Origin of the sequence: Streptomyces sp. NPDC058964, from assembly GCF_042741275.1 — a bacterium.
In the GTDB taxonomy this organism is placed as follows: Bacteria; Actinomycetota; Actinomycetes; order Streptomycetales; family Streptomycetaceae; genus Streptomyces.
This window is the reverse complement of record NZ_JBHYKH010000466.1, coordinates 1-3,176: the sequence shown is the minus strand read 5'-3', so window position 1 is coordinate 3,176 and position 3,176 is coordinate 1. Positions and strand designations below refer to the sequence as shown.

Below are 3,176 nucleotides of genomic sequence, written 5' to 3'. Positions count from 1 at the left end.
CCGCCACCGGGGGTCCTTTGTGGCGCTGAGGCTGGGTATCTGGTTGGCCCCCGGCGGGGGGGGGGGGGGGGCGGGGCACGGCCCCGCCGGGGCGGTGTCGGTGGTTTTGTGGGCGATAAGCGACTGGATGTCGAAGATACTGGCCGGCACCTCCACACCCGCCTGGCTCGGAGCATGACCGGTGGGGAGCTGACGTTGGGGGCGCTGCTGGCGCGGCCGGAGGGGCGGGAGCTGGAGATCGCCGCGCAGGCCGAAGGAGCCCGGGAGAGGATCGCGGAGCTGACCGCACTGCTGGTCGGGTTCGACACCGCCGCCGAGGAGATCCGGATCACTCCCAAGACGCTGCCGGAGCTGCCCGATCCGCCACCACCCGTGCCGCTGGCCGCGAAGCTGCCGGACCATCCGGCCCACCAGCAGATCATGGCGATGTTCGCCGCGACCGATGCCCCCCCTGCGGGCGCGAGCGGTGTGTGAGGCGATGGACTTGGGGATCGTTCCCAGCAACATCAACGACCTCCGTCTGGAGCTCAAGCGGCTCGCCGAGCGGGGGATCCTGGCCGAGACGGAGCAGGGGCTGTTCACCCTGCCACGGCCGTAGCCCTTCCGGCGGGCCGCAACCAGCCTGCTCAGCCCAACCGAAAGACCAAACCGGGCATCACCTCAGGTGCCGCCCTCTGGGGGCGCTCGGTCGCGTCGATGAGCGGCCACGACGTTCTGTCAGCCCGCCGAGAAAACCCGTTGCGAGTGACCCGCATCGGATGTCTGATTGATCGGCCACCGGTCAGGGGAGGGAACATGAGGACGTCGCTGCCCACCCCCTCGTTGCACACCGCTCGCCTTCGACTGCGTGCCTTCGAAGACGCGGATGCGAACGACCTCTTCGCACTGCACAGCAGCGCCTACGTGCTGCGCTACTGGGACGCGCCACCGTGGAGCGAACGCGTGCGCGCCGAGAACTTCATCACGGCTTGCCGGCAGATGGCACAGGAGGGCACCGGGGCGCGGCTGGCCGTAGAACGTGTCTCCGACGGGGCGTTCATCGGCTGGTGCAGCCTGAACAGGTGGAATCCGGACTACCGCAGCGCGTCGCTTGGCTACTGCTTCGACGATGCTGCGTGGGGCCACGGCTACGCGACCGAGGCCGCGCGCGCTCTGCTGCGGTGGGCATTCGATACGCTGGACCTAAATCGCGTCCAAGCTGAGACCGATACGCGCAACGTGGCTTCTGCCCGCGTACTGGAGAAGCTCGGCTTCGTGCGTGAAGGGACGTTGCGGGAAGACTGTGTCGTCAACGGCGAGGTCTCTGACTCGTGGGTCTACGGGCTGATCAGGCGGGAGTGGCTGCCGTCGTCCGAGCCGGTTCCCGCCCTCTGAGTTCCGTCGCTCGGCACCCGGTATCGGCTAGGTCGTTTCTGATGGCTCTTGGATGATGTCTCGGAGTCAGATGACGATCGCCGTGACGGTCAGGGTGCCGTTGACGATGTTGGTGGCGCTTGTCGTACCGACTGGCCACTGCCCGGTACTGCTTCCACTTGCTGACGCAGCGTTCGACAGTACTGCGGCGACGGTACTGGACCTTGTCGAAGTCCGGTGGGCGCCCTCCGTCGCGTCGTTCGCGCCAGCGGGTGGCCCGCTGGTCATCGGGTTGTGCGATGGTCGCCTTGATCCCCCCGTCGTCTCAGGTAGCTGCAGTTGTCGCGGCTGAGTACGCCGTGTCACCGCGGACGCGATCCGGGCGGCTGCGCGGTCGGCCCGGTCCACGCCGCCGGATCGGTAGGCCGTCCAGCACGGGGATGAACATGGGATTGTCGCCCCGCTGGCCCGGCGAGGTCTGCCAGGTCAGCGGGCGGGCTCGGTCGTCGGCCAGCAGATGGATTTTGCTGGTCGGGCCGCCCCGTGAGCGTTCCAGCGCCTCCCGCCCATCCTCTTCCACACGCGCACCGCCCCCTTGTACGGGTAGTCGCGCGGCGGCCGGTGGCGAGCCGCGGCCGCATGCTGATGTGCCCGGCAGGACGTGGAATCGATGTTCACCGCCCATTCGCGGCTGCGCTGAGCGTTCTCCTCCTGTGCCACCTTGGCCAGTGCCCCGTCGGGATCGGCAGCATCTGCCTCGATCTGTAACTCGCCCAGGATCTGCCGCCAGGTGCCGTCCGCTGACCAGCGGCGGTGCCGCTCATAGACGGCTTGCCAAGGGGCCGTACCGCTCGGGCAGGTCCGGCCAGGGCACACCGGTACGGGTCCGATACAACACACCGTTGATTACTGTGCGGTGATCAGCCCACTGCCCACCAGGCTTGCCGTTGGCGGGCTGTAACGGCTCGATCTTCTGCCACTGCGCGTCCGAGAGTTCATGTCGCCGGACCATGAGGCACACCTGCCCGGCCGAAGCGCTGATCCACCCACCCGGCAAGAGCCATCAGAAACGGCCTAACCCCAAGCAACTGGTTGCTGCGCCTCATCCACACACGACAGCGAACCGGGCAAGTAGTTAAATATCGCCCTCTGAGGCGCAAATGACCCCACCCAGACGGGAGACCTGATGCAAGGAAACCTCCCGAAGAAGGAATCTGCAGCCACGATAGCCACGGCTACCGTTCACACACGCCGAGGACCGTGGCATGATCCGCTCGCGCGGCACGGCGTTGCACCGACGATCTTCCGGTGAGAGGCATTGGGCATGGATGGATATGGGTGGGTCGCTTTCGGGGCTGTCTCGACAATCACGCTGGTACCGGGCGGAGCGGCACTCCTCTGCGGCTGGCTGTTCCCTCGGCTCAGGGACCGTGTTCACTCGCCCCGGATCTGGGGGCTCGGTGTCATCCTGATGGGGCTTGGGCTGTCGGTCGAGCTTTTCGACGCACGCCGGCACTATGACATGCTCCGCAACATTGCGGGGTTGGCAGGCCTCTGCATCCTGATCTGCGGTTTTTGCTTTGAAAAGTGGGCACGAGTGCCTGCCCAACCGGCTAACGCTGACGGCATATGAGACGGGTGGCCTCTAAGAGGTCCTAACAGAAGTGATTGATCATGTGACTGGAGGCTTGTCCGCTCGTTGGTCTGGTCGTGGGGAAACGTCAGTCGCGGCCGTGGATCGTTTCGGATGAACTGTGGGCCCTGATCGAGCCGTTGCTGCCCAAACCGGGGCCGAAACTGGTCGAGGGACGGCCAAGGGTGCC

General features: G+C 66.5%; 2 protein-coding genes and 2 pseudogenes. 3 read left to right on the top strand and 1 reads right to left on the bottom strand.

Annotated features, from left to right (window positions below; translation table 11 throughout):
- Window positions 1-174: 174 nt before the first annotated feature.
- Complete coding sequence (locus tag ACFW2E_RS37190; protein WP_384473553.1) at window positions 175-474, top strand: hypothetical protein; 300 nt, start codon at window positions 175-177, stop codon at window positions 472-474.
- 321 nt (window positions 475-795) lie between these two features.
- The gene (locus tag ACFW2E_RS37185; protein ID WP_384473550.1) at window positions 796-1,374 is read left to right on the top strand and encodes a GNAT family N-acetyltransferase; all 579 of its coding nucleotides are present in this window, start codon (window positions 796-798) and stop codon (window positions 1,372-1,374) included.
- A 66-nt stretch (window positions 1,375-1,440) separates the two neighbouring features.
- Here the strand turns inward: ACFW2E_RS37185 and ACFW2E_RS37180 are convergent.
- Window positions 1,441-2,365, bottom strand: a pseudogene (locus ACFW2E_RS37180) (IS5 family transposase).
- Between the two features lie 698 nt (window positions 2,366-3,063).
- Between ACFW2E_RS37180 and ACFW2E_RS37175 the strand changes: the two are divergent.
- Window positions 3,064-3,176: pseudogene (locus ACFW2E_RS37175) on the top strand (IS5/IS1182 family transposase); the annotation flags it as partial.

Coding starts and splice junctions, on each gene's coding strand:
- ACFW2E_RS37190 (WP_384473553.1), top strand. CDS start 175: ATGACCGGTGGGGAGCTGACGTTGGGGGCGCTGCTGGCGCGGCCGGAG.
- ACFW2E_RS37185 (WP_384473550.1), top strand. CDS start 796: ATGAGGACGTCGCTGCCCACCCCCTCGTTGCACACCGCTCGCCTTCGA.